This window comes from Bradyrhizobium sp. ISRA430 (genome assembly GCF_029909975.1).
GTDB lineage: Bacteria > Pseudomonadota > Alphaproteobacteria > Rhizobiales > Xanthobacteraceae > Bradyrhizobium.
In genome coordinates this window covers 7,166,712-7,187,955 of the sequence record NZ_CP094516.1, presented here as the reverse complement: position 1 = coordinate 7,187,955, position 21,244 = coordinate 7,166,712, and the positions used below count along the sequence as shown (strand labels likewise).

General features: G+C 57.6%; 9 protein-coding genes and 5 pseudogenes. 7 read left to right on the top strand and 7 right to left on the bottom strand.

Features of this window, described 5'->3' with window-relative positions; translation table 11 throughout:
* Positions 1-62 precede the first annotated feature (62 nt).
* The 3 genes and pseudogenes from MTX21_RS33930 to MTX21_RS33920 all read left to right on the top strand — a co-directional run.
* Positions 63-542: pseudogene (locus MTX21_RS33930) on the top strand (MFS transporter); the annotation flags it as partial.
* Positions 534-1,235 carry a hypothetical protein gene (locus tag MTX21_RS33925; RefSeq protein ID WP_280971197.1) on the top strand — a complete coding sequence of 234 codons (702 nt, stop codon included), beginning with the start codon at positions 534-536 and terminating at the stop codon, positions 1,233-1,235. The pseudogene MTX21_RS33930 and the gene MTX21_RS33925, both read left to right, overlap by 9 nt.
* Before the next feature lie 100 nt (positions 1,236-1,335).
* On the top strand, positions 1,336-1,515 hold the full coding sequence (locus MTX21_RS33920) for a hypothetical protein (RefSeq protein ID WP_280968877.1): 180 nt from the start codon (positions 1,336-1,338) through the stop codon (positions 1,513-1,515).
* 543 nt (positions 1,516-2,058) lie between these two features.
* On the opposite strand, the pseudogene MTX21_RS33915 reads toward MTX21_RS33920, so the two are convergent.
* Both MTX21_RS33915 and MTX21_RS33910 read right to left on the bottom strand, forming a co-directional pair.
* Positions 2,059-2,402, bottom strand: a pseudogene (locus MTX21_RS33915) (hypothetical protein).
* Positions 2,402-2,584: pseudogene (locus MTX21_RS33910) on the bottom strand (transposase); the annotation flags it as partial. The pseudogenes MTX21_RS33915 and MTX21_RS33910, both read right to left, overlap by 1 nt.
* A gap of 196 nt (positions 2,585-2,780) precedes the next feature.
* Between MTX21_RS33910 and MTX21_RS33905 the strand changes: the two are divergent.
* Positions 2,781-3,608 (top strand): Crp/Fnr family transcriptional regulator, encoded by an 828-nt coding sequence (locus tag MTX21_RS33905; protein WP_280968876.1) that lies wholly within the window; start codon positions 2,781-2,783, stop codon positions 3,606-3,608.
* A gap of 617 nt (positions 3,609-4,225) precedes the next feature.
* The gene (locus MTX21_RS33900; protein WP_280971328.1) at positions 4,226-5,683 is read left to right on the top strand and encodes an IS4 family transposase; all 1,458 of its coding nucleotides are present in this window, start codon (positions 4,226-4,228) and stop codon (positions 5,681-5,683) included.
* Between the two features lie 162 nt (positions 5,684-5,845).
* Here the strand turns inward: MTX21_RS33900 and MTX21_RS33895 are convergent, their stop codons facing one another.
* From MTX21_RS33895 to MTX21_RS33885, 3 genes and pseudogenes are all read right to left on the bottom strand, one after another.
* Positions 5,846-7,366, bottom strand: a complete 1,521-nt coding sequence (locus MTX21_RS33895; protein ID WP_280968874.1) for a porin — start codon at positions 7,364-7,366, stop codon at positions 5,846-5,848.
* Between the two features lie 465 nt (positions 7,367-7,831).
* A pseudogene (gene istB, locus MTX21_RS33890) lies at positions 7,832-8,580 on the bottom strand (IS21-like element helper ATPase IstB); the annotation flags it as partial.
* Positions 8,516-9,411: pseudogene (locus MTX21_RS33885) on the bottom strand (IS21 family transposase); the annotation flags it as partial. The pseudogenes istB and MTX21_RS33885, both read right to left, overlap by 65 nt.
* Before the next feature lie 669 nt (positions 9,412-10,080).
* On the opposite strand from MTX21_RS33885, the gene MTX21_RS40160 reads away from it, so the two are divergent.
* Complete coding sequence (locus MTX21_RS40160; RefSeq protein WP_348637461.1) at positions 10,081-10,464, top strand: hypothetical protein; 384 nt, start codon at positions 10,081-10,083, stop codon at positions 10,462-10,464.
* 535 nt (positions 10,465-10,999) lie between these two features.
* The gene (locus tag MTX21_RS33875) at positions 11,000-11,215 is read left to right on the top strand and encodes a hypothetical protein (RefSeq protein ID WP_280968873.1); all 216 of its coding nucleotides are present in this window, start codon (positions 11,000-11,002) and stop codon (positions 11,213-11,215) included.
* Positions 11,216-11,881: 666 nt separating this feature from the next.
* Here MTX21_RS33875 and MTX21_RS33870 read toward each other — a convergent pair.
* The gene (locus tag MTX21_RS33870) at positions 11,882-13,294 is read right to left on the bottom strand and encodes an MATE family efflux transporter (protein WP_280968872.1); all 1,413 of its coding nucleotides are present in this window, start codon (positions 13,292-13,294) and stop codon (positions 11,882-11,884) included.
* A 3-nt stretch (positions 13,295-13,297) separates the two neighbouring features.
* Positions 13,298-19,765 carry a non-ribosomal peptide synthetase gene (locus tag MTX21_RS33865; protein ID WP_280968871.1) on the bottom strand — a complete coding sequence of 2,156 codons (6,468 nt, stop codon included), beginning with the start codon at positions 19,763-19,765 and terminating at the stop codon, positions 13,298-13,300.
* Positions 19,766-21,244: the final 1,479 nt, after the last annotated feature.

Here is a 21,244-nt window from a genome sequence, read left to right as displayed (position 1 = left end):
GGATCGCAAAAAAGTGTCGGAGGTGGGTAAGAAACCGAGATGACGCGCACCCCTCCAAGCTCGTGCCGTCCGGCACCGACGGCATCACCTCGCCGCTGCGTTATCCAATTTTCCGCCGCATTTGGCTTGCGAGTTTGCTAAGCAATCTTGGCATCCTGATCAAAGGAGTCGGCCCAGCCTGGGCGATGACCCAGATTGACCTCTGCGGACCAAGGTGCGCTTGTGCAGACGGCGATCCTGCTTGCTATCATGCTGATTGCGATGCCTGCCGGCGCAATTGCTGACATGCGTTACCGTCTTGTCGTGGGGCTAATTGCGCTCTCGATTGAGCTCTCCGGAGCAACCGCGCTGACCGCTTTTGACTCGTCCGGCCTCACGACGCCCAACCTTTTGCTAGCATTCTGCTTTATTGCCGGCAGCGGCATGGCCCTCATGGGCCCCGCTTGGCAATCCCCGGTGAGCCAGCAGGTGCCCATATCGCGCGAAGCGTTGGGCCCGCGATTAGTGGCATTGTCGTTGCGGCGGCGGGAGCAGTGGCAGCGTCCGAGCTTAGCGCTGCCTACGCCGACGAGCTAGCGAAGGAATATCAACCAACTCCAAAGATCAAGCCGCAGCCATTACTTGCTTGTTATGAGAGCAACTGGTTGCAACAGCGCGGTTATGAGGAATATCAGGAAAAAGTCGCCGCCTGCGAGCACCAGCTGAGTGAATCGCGCAAAGATCATTCGCCGGCCCCTCCACCCGTTCCGCCATATCGCAAGCGCTATATGGCCTACTATCAGGCCGAGCAGGTCAAAGCCTTGTTGCAGGAATGGGATCGCGTCGAGGAAACGGATCCCCGTATCCTTGCCTATATTCTAGGATCCGTCTCTTACGACAGCGCCGACTTTACCCGCAGCAGCGAGAACTTTTCTTACAGCGCGGTTTCTCAACTTCCGCAGAAATGGCGCGATCGCATTGACAAGAACAACTCAAGGCTCCTGGCCGCAAACAAGCCAGCGGTCGACGTGAACTCTTTGCTGAATCATCCCAAGGAACTGGCCAATTTCGTGCTCGCTTATGATGACAACGACTTTGGCAACCAGCCCGGAACGGACGACGGCTGGCTGTTTCGCCCGAGAGGAGTGTATCAATTGGTCGGCCGTGAGCAGTATCAGGAAGCGCAGGATCAGATGGTGCAGCTACGCGAGCTGCAAGGACTTGATCTGCTAACGCTACCCGACGCGCTATTTTGATGCGAAGATCTCGGCTAAGGTTACTTTCGCTCACTTCCGACTGCACCGGTATAAGGACGGCCGGTTATCTCCCCCGGACAACCGCCGAACGCTGTTCGAATTGCTCAAGGATCGTGCGAACGACTGGACAACGGTGCGCACGTTGCAAACGGATATGACGCATCCAGCCGATCACGCGCGGGTCAATGCACGCAGTGAGATGTTCCTCGGCTGTATCGATGAGGCGTTGCATCCGACGAAACTCAAGACCTTGCAAAGCCAATTCTACGGTGAGGAATGAAGGGTTGATCCGGTCGCCCGCTTTGCCTTGGCGAGGCGCGTAGCGGCGAGATGTAGTTGTTCGACAGCTGATGTTTAAATTTTTGCTCTTACAGGGGGATTTTCCAATGATCGCGAGGGGTCAAATCAACGGATCTCTGTTTCCGCGACGGCTCGCAAGCTTGTTAGCGGCGGGGTTGATGTTCGTCGCAGCTTGGGAGGTAGGAACGGCTCCGGCGTAAGCCGCGTCAAGGCCGCTTGCGCCCAATGACGTATCTATTCTCTTTCCTCCGCCGAAGTCGGCGGCCGACCTCGCCAATCTAATCGGTGTCCGATCTTGCGGGCCCTTCGGGATCGCCGCAGCGGCTGTTTTCCGACGCGGATTTCGCGCATTTTATCGCCAACGCCGAAAATCCGGAGCATCCGGGCGTGCCGGATTCGTGCACACATCTTTGGCCGCAGCGCCTCAACACCATGGCCGTAATGGGCGTCGCCCCGCCCGAGCCCTGGATGTCGTGTCGATGCTAAGGGTTCCGCAAGCAGGCCTAGCAGGCTGTTGAAGAACTCATCCGCGTTCGCAAACGAAGTCTGAGTCGTCGCCATTGTGGATGTAGAAGTGGCCGACGAGCCTGCCCGCAGTGCCGATCATAGCCCATCCGCGACCACGAGACGGATGATTCTCGTCGTGCCCTTCCCACGAGAACTCGGCGCAGGCCGATCCCTCACGGGTGCCGTAGCGGAGGTCGAGGAAGCCCTCGAGAGGCCCAAAGGCAATTTCGCCATCGGACTTGCCGTCGAAGGTGAGATGCGCCTCTTCGACAAGATCGAGGAAGTCGCTGCCCCAGACGTCCATCACGACGATGCGCAGCGGCCGGCAAAGGCATTGGCGAAGCCGGGCACCTTGGCCATCAACCGGTCTCCGCGACCAGCTTGGGCAGCCGCACCAGATTGTAGGCGGTGGCAGCGAAGGTAAAGGCGCATGCGACGCGATCACGGCCACGGAAGCTGGTTTTCTCTTGCCCGGCGACCGTCTTGATCCAGCCGAAAGCCTCCTCGATCCGCTTGCGGATGCGCTGGCGGACGGCATAGCCGCCGAGGCGTGGACTTGTAAGGGAGCAGGTCTTCGCGGTCTGCATCTGCAGAAAGCCGCCGAAACGGCGCATCAGGGCGCGGGATTTAGTCGCCGAAAGACCTACTTTCGCACTAATCAGGACGAATGCGTCGTTATGATTCGTCTTCAATAGTTCGTGAAAGTCGGCGGGGTGACCACCAGGAGACGGGGGCATTATGACCAGCGACGTATCCGGCGGCTTGGATATGTTTGACATCTCCGGAGCTTCCACCTTTGTGCGGGCTGGCGGCACGCAGGTCACGAACCATCACTTCAATGCCCTGCGTTCGAATACGCGGTTTTTTGTCAAGAACACGATCCTGGCAGCGCTTTCGTTGCAAGACCTCGCGGCCATAGGAGAGTTCTTGGAGCCGGTCGTACTGAGGGAGCGTATGCTTCTGCAAGAACCTAAAAGGCATCTTGATCACGTCTATTTCGTAGAATCTGGTCTCGTGTCGTTGAGGATTGTTGCGGCGGGATCCATCCTTGAGACGGCTACAATAGGTAGTCGGGGGGCGGTCGGAGCTACCGTGTTATTCGGGGGACACGTTTCGACTTATCAAACGGTTGTACTGTTTCCGGGAAGCGCGCACAGGATCCACGTCGAGGATTTGTATCGCTTGATGGACAAGCGCCCTGAAATCCGAGAACACCTACTTCGGTACGTTCAAGCGCTGAGCCTGCATAGCGCTCAGACAGGGCTATGCGGCGTTCGACATGATCGCGAAAAGCGGCTTGCATCCTGGATCTGTTTGGCGAGCGATGCTGTGCACGCTAATGTGCTTCCAGTCACCCATGAATATCTCTCGTCCGTCTTAGGCCTGCGTCGCGCTGGAGTAACCGAGACGCTAAACCGCTTTGAAGAAGAACATCTAATTCGTAAAACACGAGGCGTGCTACAAATTGGAGAGCGTCGCGGCCTGGAGCAAAAGGCATGCAGTTGTTACAAACTGATATCCGGCGCGTATGCTGTAAGCGGATCTACAATTTCACATTTCGACTAGCTTCACTAGCACTCGAGATTTCTTGTTCTTCGATTGACCCAATTCGTGTGATATTTATTCCGATCGTTCAAGACGCAGTAAATTTGACGGGCGATCGCCCTCGTGTTCGACTGATAAGCGACTCGGTAGCCGCGCTCACGGAAACGCCGTCGGAAGCAGTTGCCAAAATTCGTCGCGCCAGTCTCGGCGCCTGTTTCGCCCACGGGCTTTCCAACGATGAAGCGATGAGGCGCCGGCCCTGCCGACGATCGCCTTACATTGCCAACTGACGATGTAAGGGCGGATAACCCCTCGGACGCAACTGCATGGCGTTGCAACAATCCATTCTCACCAAGCCAAACCAATCGGCGCGGAATAATCGGACCCGCACTAGAATTGGGTCAGCGCGTCGATTGGATGCCGCCCTCACCTAACGTGGTGGCCTTCTTCCACGGCGAGACACAATTAATAGCGTGCGTTCTTCATTCGAGCAGCGGCCGCCGTAGCGTAACCTCCGGTGAGGCTTTCAATTACCCATAACTTTGACCACTCGAGCTGATCCGCTGATCGGCGAAATCTTGAATCGAAAGAATCACTTGTGATTCCTTTCTGAGCACCTGATTCGCGAGGGGTGCTCTATGGGGCTGACATTAAGGGATCGATCGGCGAAAGGCTGTTTGCGGTCCTTGGAAGGTGAGTGTTGGATTGATCGAGAGAGTAGTGGATGCGAGTTTAGGGACGCGCGGCTCGGCGACAGATTCCGCAAACTGCTCACGCAGATTGGAAGCGCCATGGGACAAAGCATTCCGCTCGTCTGCCAGGATTGGGCGAATACCAAGGCAGCCTACCGCTTCTTCTCTAATGACCGGGTCAGCGAAGCGGACATTCTGGCCGGCCATTTCCAATCGACACGTGATCGTGCCGCCGCCACTGACGGTCTTGTTCTTGTGCTGCACGATACAACCGAGTTCAGCTATCAACGTGAGAAGTCAGAAGCGATCGGCATCACCAAGAGCATAAACAGTGGACGGGATAAGGCGGGTCGCCTCAGATCGCACACGGTTTGCGGCATCCTGATGCATTCGAGCCTCGCGGTTACAATCGAGGGGGTGCCGCTGGGGTTGGCGGCCGTTAAGTTCTGGACTCGGAAGAAATTCAAGGGGACGGCAGCGCTTAAAAAGAAGATCAATCCGACCCGGATTCCCATCGAGAAAAAGGAAAGCGTCCGGTGGTTGGAAAATCTCAAGCAGTCTACGCAACTCTTGGATCATCCGGGACGATGCATCCATGTTGGTGATCGCGAGAGTGACATCTACGAGCTTTTCTGCGCAGCACAGGAGATCGGCACTCATTTCCTGATCAGGACCTGCGTCGACCGCTTGGCTGGAGACGGGGATCACACGATCGCCGACGAAATGGGCGAGGTCGCCGTCAAAGGGCTCCATCGCATCGAAGTCAGAGACAGCAACGGCGATCCCGACCAGGCCGTTCTTGAGATCAGGTATCGCAAGATTCGCGTCCTGCCGCCGATCGGAAAGCAGAAGCGCTATCCCGCTCTGACCCTGACAGTGATCCATGCCGAAGAGCGCGGGACGCCGAAAAACAGAAAGAAGATCGATTGGAAGCTGATCACCGACCTGCCTGTTGGTTCCCGCACCGACGTCATTGAGAAGCTCGAATGGTATGGTTTGAGATGGAAGATCGAGGTGTTCCACAAGATCCTCAAATCGGGCTGCAAAGCTGAGGAGTCGAAGCTTAGGACCGCCCAGCGTCTGACCAATCTGATCTCGCTCTTCTGCATCCTGAGTTGGCGGGTCTTCTGGATGACGATGCTCAACCGTTCCGCCCCAGACGCGCCGCCAACCCTCGCGTTGACTGCGACTGAAATCGGCGTGCTCGATCGCCTCGTCAACGACAAACCAAAAGCAAGACAGAAAACGCTCTCGCACTATCTGATCAAGATCGCCCGGCTCGGCGGCTATCTCGCCCGCGCCAGCGATCCGCCGCCCGGCAATACCGTCATGTGGCGCGGGCTGTCACGCCTCACCGACATCGCGCTGGGCGCCATGGTCGGAGGAGAATTTGTGGGTAATTGAAAGCATCACCGGAGGCTTACGCCGTAGCCGTGGTTCGCGTCCGAACAACGGGATTTACTCCGAAATCAAAAGGGCCTCCGGCGGGCATGCCGGAGGCCTTTCTTGGAGGTTAGATTTACATCTATGAAGTCGCGTTTTCTCCTTCGCTAGGTTGAATGGACTTTAGAAGTTGCGCTGAGCGCGGAGCAGCAGCACGAGGCTGTTCTGGTCCTTCAGCTCGTAGGCAGCAGCAGGCTTTGCGATCCCCGATTGCAGCGGGAGAGCCGCAGTGCTTCCGCTTGCATATTTTTGATCGAGCATCACATAAGCGAGTTCACCGGTGAAGGTCAGGTTTCTGACCGGAGTCCAGGACGTCTTCGTGCCGACGGCCGCGTAGTTAAAGTCGGGATTGCAGCCGGCGAGACCAGTCGAGAGAGCGACAGTTGCGACGACCGCGCCGCAGATGTAGCCTTTGGCCGTGTTATTGTACCGGACAGCGGCCCAAGCGCCGAAGATCGATGTGTTCCAGTATGGATCCCAATTGTGGGTATAGCCGCCGTTGAATCCGTAGGTTGTGGTCAGCTCCTGTCCAGCGCCCGTGACGAACACAGAGTCTGACACGCCACTAAACCCGAGACTTTGGTATGCACCAGCAAGGCCGGTACCACCGTACATCGCGAAGGTTGAAGGCAGAAAGTCGTGGAAGTTGTATGCACTCGCGCCGTTCGTATATACGCCGGTCAAATTGATCGTGTCGCCTGCGCCGGTCGGGATGTTTTTGATCGACAAGGCCAACTGTCCAGCCCAGCCCCACTTGTCCCCCGGATGGTCGGTGACTTCGGAAGCGCCATAATAGGCCGCATGATTGAGGTGCGCGGCAAACGACGCCTGGAAGAGACCCCACGCCTGGTCAACACGGACCTTCGCCACGAAGTCTGGCGCTCGCGAACCGCCGATATCGTTGGCTCCATAAGAACCGGTCGAAATACCCGCTGCCGTCGCACCGCTCACGTTCCAGATGTTGGTCGTATAGTTTGCGACCTGATCTTGGGCGGAGATAGAAGCCGTGATGCCCTGACCGAAATCAGCGGTGTAAGTGATCTGATTCACAGGATCCCATCCGCCACTTCCTGGCAACTCAAGATTGTTTGCGGGATATTCTGCCCAGGGGGTTCTAAACTGCGACTCCGCTTTACCAAATGTGAAGCCGGCGAACTGGATGAAAGCGTAGTACATACCCAGCGATCCACCAGCGACCGCAGAACCGACCGACGACGTGTAAGCCGTGGAGCCATTTACGGCGGTCGTTCCAGCACCGCTATAGGTACCAGCGGTCCAAGTGAACGCGAGCTCGGCGAATGTCCGGACGACGCCGTATTCGGTCGCGGTGCGCGTATCGATTTGCAAATCTTGGCGGGTCCGGGTCGTGTAGTAATTGCTCAATCGGTTGCGGGCACCAGCTACACCACCGAGGGCGCCGCTAAAGTCAGAGCTTGTGGCCAGCACAGTGTCGGCGCGCAGATAACCACCCAGCTTGATGCATGTGTCGGTGCCCGGGATATAGTAGAATCCAGCTCCATACAGCGAGCAGATCTTCACGTATTCGATCGCTTTGGCCTTAACGGGCAGATCGGCCGCCTGCGCTCCGCCTGCAGCAATCAATCCCGCCGCCGAACCGAGCAAAAGGCTCTTCACCATTTTCATAAAAGTCCTCCAAATTGTCTGGCCTGTAAGGTGCCGGCTGCGGAAGAACCGACCACCTGCGCCCCAGCCCCCAATCATTCTCGACCTGCAGGGCCATCGTCGAACGTCAACCAGTAGCTTGAACCAGTGAACGTCGCGGTGCGGATTATTCCGCCGCTCGCCCACTTACGTTGACAGATTGCGTCCGCTATTGGCGCAGAAACTCTGTACGTAACGGACAAACCCAGACGGCCGCTCTGCAGTCGTGTTGTTGTTACCTCAGATCCGTACGTTTCGTACGATGTCGCAACCGCATCTGTACAGCGCTCGACCTAGTTCACGCCGACGTATAGCGCGATAATCTGGGTGGGAAGCAGGATGGCGAGTCGGTGTCGCGGTGAGGTGGATGATTGCCGCGTTGATTGTCGCAGCGCGATAGTTTGTTGGCTCTGATTGTCGCGGAGCGTGAATCAGCGATTGTTTTGGTGTCGCGTTTGACGGCGGGCGTCCAGGTCCGCGTTTTCGTTCGAGGGTGGTCCGCCTGCGATAACTCTCGCCGTTCATATCGACGATGGTGGCGCGGTGAACGAGGCGATCGATGGCGGCGAGCGTCATAGCGGGGTCCGGGAAGACCTAACCCATTCGCCGAAGGGCGGATTGGGCGCGATCAGGATCGAGCGCCGCTCGTAGCGTGCGCTGATGAGCTCGAACAGCACGCTGGTCTCGGCCTGGTCCTTGGTGACGTAGGGCAGGTCATCGAGGATCAGGAGATCGAAGCGATCAAGGCGCGGTAAATGGCGGCCTCGAGGTTGAGCTCGCGCCGCGCGGCCTGGAGCTTCTGCACGAGATCGGTGGTTCTGGTGAAGAGAACACGCCATCCATTCTCGATCAGAGCGAGGCCGAGGGCACTTGCGAGATGGCTCTTTGCGCCACCGGGAGGTCCAAACAGCAACAAATTGGCGCCCTTGCCCAGCCAGCCGTCGTCGGCGGCGAGCGCGGTGACCTGCGCCTTGGAGACCATCGGCACGGACTCGAAGTCGAGTTGTCGAAGGACTTTCCGGCTGGCAGCATGGGTCGACAAGGTGGCGCTCGATGCGACGGCGGCCGCGTTCAGCGATCTCGTGCTCGGCAATGGTGGCGAGGAAGCGGGCCGCCGGCCAACCTTCCTTGTCAGACTGCTCGGCGAATTGCGGCCACAGCACCTTGATGGCGGGCAGCCGCAGCTCGTTGATCAACAGATTGAGTCCGTGTTCGTGCGGCGTCTCCGGTCTGGCTGGCGCCGATGAGATACTCATAGCTGGCGAGCGGGGCAAGCTGCACCACGACCTGCGGCACACGGGCAGGATCGGGCGCGAAGTGCGCGCGCAGCCGTCCGAGGTCGGGGCAGTTCGCCGGCGTCCAGGTCGGCGGCGAGCTGACCGGCAAGTTCGGCCTCGCAGCCGCGCTCGTGCGCCAGCGCAAGCAGATCGACCATGAGTCGGCAGGCTTTCTTGTCCGGCAGCCGTTCGCGCAAGCGATCGAAGGTTCGGCGATAGGCATCGCGCGGGAACAGCCGATCACGGTAGACGAGATAGAGCAGCGCCATTGGCTTGCGCCGCGAGGAATGGATCACGTGTCGATAATCGACGACCTGGTCGTGCTTGCCGTTGGGATGCGGCCGCCCACGCGGCAGGGTGACGAGATGGGTGCCGCCGACGAACACGTCGAGACGATCGTCGTAAAGCCGCACCCGCAGCTGGTGGCCGATCAGGCGTGACAGCACGGTCTAGAACACCTTGCGCAAGGTAAAGCCGCCGCTGGACGTGACCCGGACCCACCTCCTCGTAGTCCGAGGTGCGGCGATCTGGCAATGCCTGCAGGGTGGCGCGCTCTTGATCGATCCGCTTGGCGTTGCGGATATTGCGGCGGCTGACGATCTCGTCGATGAAGCCGCGGCCGGCGGCGAGATCATCGAAGTCGGCAGTGCCGCGCAACAGCAGCGTATCAGCGATCGTCCGCTTGAGATGGCCATGCGAGCTCTCGATCGTCCCATTCTCATGGGCGATGCTGCGATTGTTGCGGGAAGGCAGCGCCTAGCATAGACACTTGAAAACGAGTGAAGCGCTTCACGATGGTGCATACTGCCGGTGAAGAGGTCTCGGACAATCGACTTCAGGTAGCCGCAGGCACCTGCTCTGCACCCACGATAGACTTCAGCTTACGCATACTTGGTCGCTGGGTGGGACAGCTAAAAGCTGCCGACTGGTAAATCCAGCCCTGTCCAAGATCATTGGCTAAGCGCTCGAACCTTTAGGTATCGACTGCTCGCGCATAGTTACAATCGACTGGGAGCTTTACTCTTCGCTGATCGCGACTAGCAATGAAGCTGGTATCTTTCGTACAGACCGAAGAGAGCGAATAACTCGGTGTTGCACCGATCGCGATCTTAAGTTGGTTGTGCCACGTACTTGCGATCTCCTCTACGGCTACCATGATTCGCCTGTCGGCCAAGGCTCGCCTTGATTAATGTATGGACGGGTTGTTGCTGAGTTGTTGGTCAATCTCGCGGTTGCGCGCGACCTCAATGCACAATTTGGAGCAACGACATCGACGTCGCGGATGAGTTTGACAAGGAGAGAGACCTCGCAGCTTACAAGGCGCATGATCGTTACCGGGATTCGACCAGACGATGACGTGCACTGCGCGAGCAGCGGTTCGCTGCCGGCTCCAGTGAATCAAGTACTTGTCCTGCCGGGATGGCAGTTACCAGCGATGTCACTTCCGCTTTGACTTCAAGCGCGAAGACTATTGCGAGATGTGAACTCCCGGGTTTACATGATCCAGATGTATATCGCTCTCACTGGAGAGGCGATTACGTTCGACGCTCAACTTCAAGCGCAATACCCGTCGGTGAGAGCCCGATGCACGTTCGCGAGCTGCAACGGATTGAGCCCGTGACGGCGATGACATGTCTCGCCGATCGCCCACAGCTCACGTTTCTCGATAGCGTCTCCGGTCATGAACTGCAGGGGCGCCATTCATATCTAGCATGTGCCCCCTTCAGCACCTTTCACGGTCGCGGAGAAAAAGGCGAAATGCAACGGAGAGGCGTTCGAGGGCGATCCGCCGGAAGTTCTTAGCGCCCTGGCGCGTCCCGGTCTCTCGAATCGATGCTCTCGGCGTCACGGCGCTCGATTACTCCTCCGCCTCCGCATGCGCGGCAGTCCCCGTCGTCGCGGTAGCCTCTTTGGATCTCTCCTCGTACCGAACATGTCGCCTCAAATGGACAAGTTGTTCTAACGGCTTACGTCATTTGTGTATCCATGTCGCCTAAACCCTAGCCGCCTGAATTCGGCGGCTCTTGAGACTAATCGGAGACTAAAATGTTCGTCATCCGCTTCACGGGGCTTTCGTTATAGAACTTAAAAGCGGCAGAGCCCGTCCCTTCGCACCCGACGAGACCGACCCGCAGTTGCGACAAGTCCAAGGTAGACTGCTGGCCGAACGCCCTGACCTGGCGGTCGAATGCCGGACGCGCAGTTTCAATGTTCACTTGTGGATATGTGAACCGCCAGCGACGTTCCAGCACGCGGATCATATCGACAGGGGCGGTTTCAGGTTCTGACCGTAGGCACGTCCGGCCAACCGCTCATCAGGCGTCATGATACGCAAAAGATGCGGTCGATCACTCTCCAGCTGGTTAAACGCGACCTCAAAGGTTTCCGTTTCCGCGATATCGTCCGCACTCGACAAGCGAAGGTACCCGCCGAAGATATCATCTCATTGAGCAGCGGCCGCCTTCGGGACTGCGTGCCGAAGGACGACTTTGATCAGTCCCGCGAAAGGCAGAGTAATGCTGATCGGCTGCAGCTGAAGTTGGCCACCTTCTGAATGGTTCGGTCGCGACCGCATTTGAAACGCTTACGGATGCCAAACTTGCACGGGCTGCCTACGCCGACGAGCTAGAGAAGAGCTATCAACCAGCTGCAAGGATCAAGACGCAACCGTCGCTTGCTTGTTATGAGAGCGGTGGTTGCAAGAGCGCGGGTATGAGGAATATCAGGGAAAGGTCGCCGCCTACGAGCACCAGCTGAGTTAATCGAACAAAGACCAATCGCCGGCGCCTGCACCCGTTCCGCCATGTCGCAAAAGCTAGATGGGCTAGTATCAGGCCGAGCATGTCAAAGCCTTGTCGCAGGAATGGGATCACGCGAGGAGACGGATCCCCGTTATCCTGGCTTATATTCTGGGATTCATCTGCTACGACAGCGCCCACGCTAGCTGCAGCAGCGAGGACTTCTCCTACAGCGCGGCTTCACACTTCCGCACAAATGGCACGGCCGCATCGACAAGGTTAACGCAACCCTTGTGGCCACAAACAAGGCGCAGTCGACGTGAACTCTTTGCTTAATCATCCCAAAAGAACTAGCCAACCTCGTACTCACCGAGGATGACAACGACTTTGGCAACCAGCGCGGAACAGAGGACGGCTGGCTGTTTCACCCACGAGGGGTGTATCAATCGTCGGATGATGCCTAATCAAGTCAAGGAGCCCTCTCAATCGCTGGCTGAATGTGCCGGTCCTCCTCGCCTGAGCTCAGCGAACTGGCGCAACATGACGAACAGCGCAATCGTTCCGGCGCCTAGCTCCGCGATAGCTTGACTGGCCAACACTCCGCTGAAGCCAGAGATGCCGGGGAGCAACAGTACCGCCGGTATGAAGAGATATCCCTGCCTCGCGAAAGACACGACCGCGCTGAGTCGCGCTCTCCCGAGCGACTGAAGCATCGCCGTCACGACACTCTGAACACCGTAAAATCCAAAAAACAGGTGAAAGACGATGCAGGTCGAGACCGCAATATCCGTGACCTTATCGCTATCGCTGAACAACCTGACCAAAGGCCGGACAAAAACCATAACGGTCGCGGAGTACGCAAAGGAAAGCGCAATCGTGATAGAGAGCATGAACTTCGCAACCTTCAGTACACGGGTAAAATCGCGGGCGCCCCAACCGAACCCCAGGACAGCTTGAGAGCCGACACAAAAGCCGTTGATAGGCAGCGCGCCGATGGTCAAGATTCTTACAGCTATTCCCACCGCCGCGATGAACTCGTCACCGAACTGAGCTGCAGCTCCGTACAGGAACATGCCGGCAAGAGCGGATAAGATGTTCGTCATTGCTGCCGGAGCTCCAATGAACGCGAGCTGCCTGATGCGATCTACTCGCAACGAGACCTGAGATATCCTGACGAGGACGATCCCGCGCCGCTTGGCAAAGTACGCGATGTAGAGGCTAATGGCGGTGATCTGAGATAGCAGCGTTGCTAGGGCTGCGCCTCGCACACCGAGGTCCAGTAGGAAGATGAAAAGGGGATCAAGGAACGCGTTCAATATGAAAGCGCTCAACATGGACCACATGCTGAATCGTGTGTTGCCTTCGGCCCTGGCGATGAAGCCGCTGACGATGTTTAGGAGCATTACAGGAGACGCCAGCAAGAGAATCGTGGCATAATCAAGCGCGATGGGAAGGATGGTTGGAGTTGCCCCGAGTGCGACGAAGATGCTTCGTAGGCCTAAAAGCAGGAGGGTGGTCATAATGACACCGATCGGAGCGGCGAGCGCAAGCGCGGTACTCGCACCTCGACTCGCCTCCACTTCCTTACCAGCACCAAGATGACGAGATATGAAGGAGGCGGCTCCGACACCGATCCCCTCTCCCGCCGCCGCGAGAAAGACCACGATCGGCATGGTCATGCTGACAGCTGCGATCGCCTGCGCGCCAAGTGCCCCAACAAAGATCGCATTGAGGAGCTGCTGTAACGCGGTGATCGACAAGCCGATAACAGTGGGAATGGCTAGCCGAAGGAGAAGGCTCGGGAGCTTTTGGTCCGATAGATCCACGTGCCGGCTTTTCTTCGGCATCGCATCGCGATCGGTTTTGACGGCGAGCTCCGCATTCCGCTCATCCATGATTCACACCGCCCTCAGCGCTACGAATTCATTGATCGTCTGCAACAGCTCCTGTTGCAAGACCGCGCAAAGATGGCGGGTCACCTCATAATCGACCATGCTCGGATCATACGTGATGTCAATCTGTAGATGTCCCGATTGATATCCGACATCGAACCAGAAGACGTGGATCGCCGCCACTTGATGCATGTTTTCGCCGATCCAAAGTGGATAAGGGTCTGTGTCTAGAAAACGGCGTGGGAAATGGCGCTGCAAACCGGCGCGATAATTCACCCCAATTCTGGGCAGCGGCAGGCGATCGAGCCGAGACCGCACGGCTGGATCTCGGTTCAGGAATTTCAGGGCCCGAAAGCCTATTCCCCCACGCGGCAGCGCATTGCGCTGGCGGTTTATTGAACGAGCACGGTCGGAACGCGACTCCCTTCCTGTGACATTCAATGGAAGCGGAACGAGCTCGCTGATAAGGCCAATGATCTGAGATGAATCGAAGTCGTCAAACAGCCGACCTCGTGTCGAGGTCAGGCTATCAATCCAGAGCGAGTAGTTGCCGAACAGCGCGCCACACGCACCGGACAGGGCAGCAAGAAACACATCAAAGTCCTGACAATGCGCTGATCCGGCTCCAATACTGAGGAGACCCGCTGTCGCTTCCCCGTCGATCTCAAGATGGTACTTGGCCTGATCTACCCGAAGCGAACGGCCGTTCGCATCCTCCCGACGACCTCCGAGCCTTGCATCGTGAAGCTCTCTCGCGCTTCCTTCGGCAACACTCGTGCCGCCCGATGACGCATCGCTGACACGGAAGTTGAATTGATCGTAGTCAATGCCCTCCCAGTACTTGAGTTCGTCTGGTGCTTCGCTGTTCGCGTAGTGCTCGAGGCGCTTCAACCAGGGAGAGAGCCTTTGTACGGTCTCGGGACCATTCACATCATGGCCTGCAGCAAGGGCGTTGTAAGCGCCCTCCAATGCTTCCAGGAATAGCCGATAGCCCATCCCATCTGCTACGAAATGATGCATCAGCACCAGCAGATAGTAGTCGCCGCTTTCCGAAGTTCGGAAGGCTGCGACGTGAACAAGAGGCGTGTGACCGTCAAACCGGAACATGTGTTGACGTTTTGCCGAGACGGTCTCGATTGTCCTGCGCTGGTCTGGGCCGGTCATCCGGACGAGATCGATCTCCTCCACGATGCGCTCAGTCGGACAAGGCCCAATCCCCAGCCGTAGTCCATCTTGGGTTCGGGCAACGCGCAGCCTGAGCCCTTCGTGCCTCTCGATGACATGGGCGAGAGCGCGGTCCAGGATCTTGATGTTCAGGATGCCGCCGCGCAAGAAGAACAGATCGCCGATGTTAAAATGCTCGTCAAAACCGAGAAGAGAATTCCAAAACGATATTATGGGGGGCACAGGCAGCAAGCCGTCCGCGGAAGCGACGTTGTGGGGTGCCGCCTCCGCTTCCCCGGCCGCCAACTCCCTGATGGTTGGTGTTCGATAAAGTTGGTTGACGGTGAGATTCAGCCCGGCTTTGCACGCCAGCGTGACGCAACGCACGCTCAGAAGAGAATCGCCGCCGATATCAAAGAAACTGCTGTCGATTCCTACCCCCTTGGCGCCTAATAGATCCTCCCAGATCTGAGCAAGAACTCGTTCGTTCCTGGTGCGGGGCTCGGCAGATGGACTGGTTCCTACCTCGCGGTAAGGAACGGAGGATAGGCGAGCACGGTCTATCTTTCCGCTCGTCGTCAGGGGAATACTGTCAACCAACCTGAAGGCTGCGGGAACCATGGCAGATGGCAGCCTGTTGCGCAGATGGGCGAGAATCTCTCCAGCGCTGAGATTCTTGCGAGCGGGCACCACGCTCGCCGTCAAGCGGCGATCGTCATCGATGCCTTCTGCGAAGACCGCCGCCTTTGCGATTGCCGGATGAGACTCAAGGGCAACTTCGACCTCCTCCGGCTCGATGCGGAAGCCCCTCACCTTGATCTGGTTGTCCGATCGGCCGCAAATCTCAAGAAGGCCGCTGGTTGAGATGCGTGCGATGTCCCCACTTCGATAAAGCACGTTGTATTGTCCGCCATCATACGGATTCGGCACGAAACAGCGATCAGTCCGATCTTGATCCCGCCAGTACCCAGCGCTCAGGCAGCGGCCCGCGATGCACAGTTCGCCGGCGGCTCCCACAGGCACTCTCCTCAATCGTGAATCGAGCACGTAGAGTTTGACGTTGTCGATTGGCCGCCCCACTGGGATGAGCGCCGAGTTGTCATCGGCATCCGATGTTTCGTGCACGGCTGCATTGGACGCACATTCCGTCGCACCATAGAAGTTCCACAACGGCACGCCCGGAAAAGCCTCACGCCAGCGAGCGGGCAGCGAGGAAGGCATCGGTTCGGCACTGCTCGTGACCAATCTCAAGGCGGTCCTTTGCGGTTGCCGTTCCTGGGACCCAATGAGACCGGACAGGACTGGCGGAGAGGCAAAAAAGCGTGTCACGCGATGTTTTGCCAAACTGCACAACAACAGATCCGGATCTAGCACCTGCCCTTGGGTGAGGATCAGCGTGGGCACACCTCTCAGAAGCCCACCAAAATACTCCCAAGCGGACGCAACAAGACAGGCGGACTTCTGGATAACCATGACGTCGGTACCATCGAAGGGAAAACACCGCCACATCCAGTTCAGCCGGTTGAGAATGGCCGCTTCTGGTATAAGAACTCCCTTCGCGCGGCCCGTTGAGGAGGACGTGTATATGAGGTTCGCAATTCGGTGATCCGACGGTGTGTCGCTAGGCGCGAAATCATCCCTCGACACACTGCACGTTTCTAAGGTCAACAGACAAATCGACGGTATCTCAAAGCCAGGCTTCGTGATATTCGCGTGAACCAAGAGCTTTGGCTCACTATCTCGCAGGATATGTTGGATCCGATCACGCGGATATTCCGGAGCTATCGGCACAACAACAGCATCCAAGCCTCGCGCCGCAAGCATGACAGCGGCAACGTCCGGCGATCGGTCAACAAGCATGGCGACCAGATCGCCGGCCCCCACCTGCATATCCCGCAGTAACGAGCGGATAGCTACTACGCGCTCACGCAGCTGGCCAAACGTGACCTCCCCGAACTCGCCAAAATATGCTACTTTGCCGTGATTAGAGACGCTGATCTGCTCGAAGGCTTCAACAAGCGGACATTCAGATTCATATCGTTGGGTCGACCCATCCAGCGAATCCAGTATAGTGAGGTCTGAGGCGCTGAGGCAGCTTAGTTCCTCAATGGGCACAAGCGGTTTATCAACGCAGGCGGCAATCAGACAGCGCAGATTGTTGGCCATGCGAACAGCCAGATCAGTCGAGAATATGTCTTCCGCATACGCCAGCTGGAGCGCAATTTCATCGCCCTGATCTTGCGCGTACAGTGTTAAGTCGAATTTAACATAGCCTGTGTCGTACTCGCGGAATGTCAGAGCCAACTCGTCTTGACCAAGTGGCTCGGCGGCTTCGGAGTACATGTTGAACATGACCTGGAAGATCGGTGATCGCCCAGGTTCGCGACATAACCTTGTATCCCTGACCACCCATCCGAATGGATAGGCCGAATTTGCGATGGCATCGCTGACCAGGCCCTGGATGCGCGTGGCATGAGCAGCAAAGGATTGACCGGCATCGATCGCGGCACGGATCGGCAGCATATTCAGGAAAAAGCCGATGATGTCGGCACTGCCAGGTTGATCCCGTACAGCGTGTGGCATGCCGACGACAATATCGTCCTGACCGCTATACATTCGTAGCAGCAGCTGGAAGCACGCCAGCAGTGTTGTCGACGTGGTGCAGCCATTTCGGCGCGCGAATTCTCTTACCCGACTGGATAACTCGCTGCCAAGCAGCACTGGATGCGAGGCGCCGCGGTATGAATTAGTCTGCGGGCGCGCTCGTCCCGTTCCAAGCGAAAGCACCGGCGGATCATCACCAATCTGACGACGCCAATAGTGACGTTGGTTCTCCAGCGCCTCTGGAGAAACGTGTTGTTTTTCCCACGCCGCGTAGCCCGAGAGTGATGCACGGTTTTCTGGCCAAGGCGCCACGGGATCTAAATATCTCTGCTGAAGATCTCTGAGCAGAACAGAAATCGACCAGGCATCGAGGATGATTTCGTGAGCGGTGATCAATATGAGATGATTGTCGGGACCACACTGGACCATGCGCGCGCGAAACAAGTGGCCCTGTGCGAGATCGAAATTTTCTTTCAGCTCCGTTCGCCGAAACTGTGCGATGAGCTCCTCAGCCTCGGAGGAGGTGAGATGAGATGCATCGATCAATTCAAGATTGGTGCATGGCGAAGCATCAAAGCATTGAACCGGACCGTCTTCGTCGATAAAGCGCGCCGAAAATGCCTGGTGGGCATGAATGACCTCGGTCCAGGCGCGATTGAACCGAGCTAAATCGATGTTTCCCTTAATCCGCAGCCCGCCTTGAATGATGTAGTTCCGCGCAGATGGATCGAGCTGTGCCAGAAACCAAAGGTGCTCCTGGAGGTGCGTCAGAGGTGATCGGTTTAGCTTTCGGCAGGTCAAAGCCGTGCATGGATTGAACTCAGTGCGAGCCTCGATCGAAGCGGCAAGGGATCGAATTGTGCCATTCAGGACCAGTCTGAAATCCGCTCTCACTCCGAGCAAGGTCTGCAACTGTCCCAATATAAGCATTGCGCGGAGCGAGTCTCCGCCAAGGCTTATGAATTGGTCATTCACACCTATGTTCTCGATACGCAAAATGCTGGACCAGATTTGACGTAGCCGGACCTCGAGGTCTGATTGCGGCTCCTCGAAGGGCGTTGATAATAACGGCCGAACACTCCCCGGGTCAGGCAATGCTGCAAAGTCGACCTTTCCGTTCCTGGTCAGTGGAATACTGCTGACGCGGATGATTCTTTCCGGAAGCATGTAGCTGGGGAGTGCCTCAGCAAGAAAATTCTGAAGGTCGCTTTCCGCCAGTTCAGCTGGAGCCGACACATACGCTACCAGCCGCCGCGATTCGGCTTGGGCCTCCGACCCAGCTATATCTCGCGCCGTAAGCTTTACACCTGCGCAGGCAGAGGCGACTGCGACGGCGCCATGCACCAAGGGATGAGCGGACAAACGAGCTTCGATTTCTCCCAGCTCAATTCTGTGCCCGCGAATTTTGACCTGACGATCCCGTCGACCTAGACATTCCAAAAGGCCGTCGGAACGGAGGCGCCCAAGATCACCGGTCCGATATAACCGCTGGAAGGACAGGTCGTTTGAGAACGGGTTTGGCCCAAACGCATCCTTGGTGCGGACATGGTCATTGACGTAACCGGCAGCGACACCGACGCCGCTAACACAGATTTCGCCGACTTCTCCTACATTGCAGAGCCGTGGTCCGTCCGCGACATAAACCTCAACGTTTTGAATTGGCCTGCCGATCGACACATAAGGCTCAGCCAGCGCAGGCGGCACAGAAACCAGATGATGCGTCACGCCGTCGGCGCACTCGGTCGGCCCGTAATGATTGAGAATGGAAACGCGGGGATACAAGGCGAGCCACGCACGCGCCAATCCGGGCGTTAGAGGTTCTCCGACCGTAGAAATAATCCGCAAGCCGTCCATGGCTCGCTCTGCCGCGGCAAGCGATTGCAGATATTCAACAAACACTGCCAACATCGACGGAACGAATTGGACGACCGTAGCGCCGCATCGTTGAATTGCTTGAAGGAGCGATGACGGCGATCTCAGTGTCGCATCATCGATGATTGATGTAGAGGCTCCGACGCAAAGCCCAGAGAGAAGCTGCCAAAGCGAGATATCAAAGCAGTGCGATGCCGTTTGCGCGACGCAATCCGTCCGAGTGAGACTTAGAGCATCGATCTTTGCCGCCAAATGATTGTTTAGGCCGGCGCGCTCGATCATTGCGCCCTTAGGCTGGCCCGTCGAACCAGACGTAAACAGAATATAGGCAAGTCCATCCACGTTCGGCGATGGCACAACAGACGAGGTCTGCACCCGGCGCAGTGCCGCCTCTATAGCTACGAATTGAGGAGCTGCTTTGCTGCTCTCCTGGAATAGGCTGAGCGATTCCGGCCGGTCTCGGCCCATCAACAAAGCGCAGCGGCTCTGCTCGATCATGAATGATGTACGGGAAGCCGGCAGCGATGGATCGAGCGGTAGGTAAGTTGATCCAGCTTTCAAAATTGCGATGACCGCCGTCGCCCAGTCGAGGTTCCGCCCTCCCCAATAGCCGACAACCGCGCCGCGAGCACCCTGCTCTCGTAAGGTCCTTGCAAGGGCATCCGATCTTGATCGTAGCGCCTCATATGTGAGTTCGTCTGCGCCGCGCCTCAGCGCAACTCTCTCCGGATCCGAACCTGCAAGCCGATTGATCGCCGTGATCGCGTCAACCGGTTGACGTTCCATAGACTGCTTCTTGGCTGATTCATTTTCCGTAGTCACGCGCCCCGCCATTCGTCGCCTTCTTCGGCGCCCGAATCGGAACGCCGGAGCTCGTCATCGAGGTGTGCATGCGCAGCCACCCTGATTCCGCACGTCGTAAGGTTTTGTCCGTATGAGCTTTCCGGTGTTCGCTTCTGGCTCGGTGATCGGCAGAGGAACAGGAGGACGCTAGGACGGCGCGTCCACTTTGGCACCTACCAACTCCTGTAGTGGACCTGCCATCGTCTGCATGGCCCTCGCAATCAACGCGCCCACAGGCTCGTTACGGCTTGTGATGAGCGTAGTTGTCCGATTTCCCGGCCCTTGAGCCGGCACCACCAACCCATCGAGAGCGTGTTGGCCACCCCGGCGATACAGCTTGTACGGACGAAAGGCTTCTTACCGTAACCACCGCCAGACCGATGGTGTTCAAGCCGGTGATCGCCGCAACAGGGCCCCGGCGGCGCCTCAACATTACAACGAGTTATCGAAGTTCGCAGCAGCAGTCCCAAGCACCGCCTTGAGGTCATCCAAGTGCTGGCACCGGCAAAGCGCCCGATCACCTCGTCACCTAAATCCGAATAGCTCCGCCTATTTGGCCGTTAGTCAACGGAGATTGATTTATGACTTTGGATAACGCGAGCTGGAAACCGAGGCGTCGTATCATCGCGTAGCGCCCCGGGGGCGAGCACAAACCGCTGTGGATAGGGGCCGAGGGCATATTTCCCGAGCGGCGGACGGTTGAACTGTTGGCCGTCCGCAGGGACGAATGGCTCACGGAGACTTCGATCGACAGAGACGCAGCCTGCCCACGGGCCTCTGCGGCAGGATTAATCCATCGCAATGCGCTCGCCAGACTTGCTTGATGAGCTACTCGACCACTTTATACGGCCTTTGCGGTCTCGGGCGCGGCATATTCCTTTCCGCTTGAGATCATCTGGTGAAATGCGAGCGTCGCGTCCTTGCTCCCGATCGGCAGACTTTACAAATCAAGCGGTCGGATTTTGGCGCTCTCCGCTCAGGGCCCGTCAATTCAACGATGCTGGAGTGCATGAGCAGCATCATCCAGCCCACAATTCTCAGCCTGCTGATGCTTAGTTCGGCTTCTGCGGTCTGCTCACCGTATTTCCAGGCGCCATTGTGTGTTCCCCCGGGCAGACCGCCGGTACTACATGTGATTGCGACCTTAGTGGCTGGGGGAGACTTGAGACGTTTGGCGTGAGGCTGAGATTTTTGTCTGCCAGCCAACGCGCAACTTGGTGGCAGGTTTGGTTGGGCAGTGCCAGCGCTCGCATGAAAAATGGCCGATGTCACGAGGCCTAAATGCCGCAGCGGGATCTCTCCTGGGAGATCGTGACCGCGGCAAGGCCCAACATCACGTCGCGGTTGATGCCGAAATGGAGGCGATAGAGCCACCAGATTGCGCAGCACCGGTCGAGATCGGAGAGTGCCCGAGCGCGCTTTATTGCTGCTGCGACCCGCGCTATTGGCTTCATGACACGTCTTATCTGG